The sequence below is a fragment of the Aporhodopirellula rubra genome (assembly GCF_014192335.1).
In the GTDB taxonomy this organism is placed as follows: domain Bacteria; phylum Planctomycetota; class Planctomycetia; order Pirellulales; family Pirellulaceae; genus Rhodopirellula; species Rhodopirellula rubra.
Genome location: NZ_JACHXU010000063.1, coordinates 1 through 2,200, shown reverse-complemented (window position 1 = coordinate 2,200; position 2,200 = coordinate 1). Strand labels below are relative to the sequence as shown.

The window sequence follows — 2,200 nt, the reverse complement described above, 5'->3', positions numbered from 1 at the left end:
CCCCAAGCTGCCCAGATCACGGGTCCGAGTCGCCAGTCATTGTTGACAAATGACTCCCACCCTTCAAACCTCGGACTTACATGGATTCTTTACCCGACTGAAAATCCAAACCATACCCATGCTTGGCATCTTTAAACCGACTTGCCCTGTTGACGCCGAAACAAAAGCGTGGATCGAGCGTCGATTCGATTGGTTGACGCAAGAGTTCGGTTTCCACCACCTCACGTCGCGCGAGACGATGCTTCCGACAGCAGATTTCCTGCCGCTCGAATACGATTGCACCGAGGACGGCATTTACGAGCTTATGAAACGCGTCGCCAATCGAATGGATGTCGACCATTCGCTGCTTGACCTGAACTTCTACGAAGACAACGCGATCGGACTAGATGGTGCTGTCTCGCCTGCATCTGCCGGGCTATACGCCGAGAAGGATGGCCGTTACCAAATTTGGCTTGAAGTAAATTGCCTCGATGACCCTGGAGGCGTAATTGCGACACTTGCGCATGAAATCGGTCATGTCGTTCTCCTTGGACAGAAACGAATCGAACCAGACACCGACGATCAAGAAGAGCTTACCGACCTACTAGTTGTATTTAATGGCCTGGGGGTATTTGCTGCGAACGCGTCTTTGCACGAGACTAACATCCATGGCTCAGGCTATTCTGCTTGGTCTGTTGGCAAACGCGGATACCTCAGCATGCATGCAATCGGCTATGCGCTTGCGTTATACTCATTGGCACGGGGGCTGGCACGCCCTGACTGGTTGAAACACCTGCGTCCAGATGCCAAGGCGTACGTGTCACGTGGCATCCGATATGTCACCAAGGTTCAGGATTGCTCATACCGTCCCGCGATCGAACGCTGCGGGTAACCATGCCGTGCACCGGAGCGGCGTCAACGCGTTTTCTGATGGTTAGTTTTACTCTCGCCGCCCGGTGACGGCGGACGTTATCCCACCGAGGGCTACCGCTCGACCTTCTTTAGTCGCGCTCTGTGTGTTTGGCGAAACGCTCCTCCCGGTGCTCTCGATCCACGCACCCGTTCCATCTAAAACCAGCTGATACGTCTTGGCAGTAGTAGCAATTTTCTTCATGGTAGGTTTTCCAATGCTCCTTGTTGGTGCCGTGTGCGGTAAGGGAGCTATTTGGTTTTTAAGGTACTGTTCGCAATTTCGAGCGGACGACGTAGCGTCCCGTCAATCGCTACGAAAATGTGTTAAGGCTACCATCGCAATTACTGCGATCACCTGGTTCGCACTAGCATTCATTTCACCTGATTTTCGAACCCACGCAGATGGCGGTGTTGGCATGGGGTACAATCTGGTTTACGCCATTGCCTGTGCCGTATTTGTTCCGCTAACAGCAATCTTCTGCACGTCTCTCTTTCTCTTAGCGTCTAAGCTATGGTTCAACTACGGGCATCGCGACTAGGGGATAACAGTGCGATTGTGACGGAGCGGCGTATTTGGCTGTTTGGCAGGTCGTTGAATCGTTCGTCGCCGCACGCACATCGCTACCGTTATCCGAACCAAGAAGTGAAACCCCCGGATTTCGAAACTCCGTGCCCAGATAACCTTCACGTCTCATGTCGCTCAAAGCACTAGCTTTCTTTCAATTCCTTCTTGCAAGCTTTTTCGGACTGGCTACTACTTCCGCGCTCATCATGGGCATTGTAGGAACGGGTTTCTCGCTTGCACTCGTTCTCTTCGGTGTCGCCGGCATTGCATGTGCCATGTGCATGCTGGTTGTATCCGATAGTCTACAACTTCGTCAGAATCACTCGTTTTGCATTGCGATCGCAGCATGTGAATGTTTTATCTTTCCGATGGGGACTGTTCTTGTGTTGTTCACGATCCAGACCTTAAGGGACCCAAAGATCAAACGGCAATTTGGCACAACTATTAGCGCTGCGAATCATGATGGCGGATCACCAGGAACTACACCTTGAAGCTTGAACCCGTGTTTTGCGTGATTTTGTTAGGTTGGTTATCGCCTTCAGATTGCTTTTGTTTCGAGTGGCGCGTGAAGAGAGCAGGCGAGCGGAGCCAGTTTTGGAATGCTCGTAAGCGATTTGTAGAAAGGATGGGCGTACCCGACATATCGCTCGTTAGGTTCACCAACAGGGTCTTACTGGCACTGCAAATCGCAATGCCAGCATGCCACTAATGCCTACATCAAGAGTCGGACAGGACCAAGATCTC

General features: G+C 51.8%; 2 protein-coding genes. Both read left to right on the top strand.

All coding sequences use genetic code 11. From position 1 onward, the window contains the following. The first annotated feature begins 49 nt into the window (after positions 1-49). Positions 50-871, top strand: a complete 822-nt coding sequence (locus FHS27_RS30605) for a hypothetical protein (protein WP_184310251.1) — start codon at positions 50-52, stop codon at positions 869-871. A gap of 713 nt (positions 872-1,584) precedes the next feature. Continuing rightward, positions 1,585-1,947 (top strand): hypothetical protein, encoded by a 363-nt coding sequence (locus FHS27_RS30880; RefSeq protein ID WP_221225513.1) that lies wholly within the window; start codon positions 1,585-1,587, stop codon positions 1,945-1,947. Positions 1,948-2,200: the final 253 nt, after the last annotated feature.

Coding starts and splice junctions, on each gene's coding strand:
- FHS27_RS30605 (WP_184310251.1), top strand. CDS start 50: ATGACTCCCACCCTTCAAACCTCGGACTTACATGGATTCTTTACCCGA.
- FHS27_RS30880 (WP_221225513.1), top strand. CDS start 1,585: ATGTCGCTCAAAGCACTAGCTTTCTTTCAATTCCTTCTTGCAAGCTTT.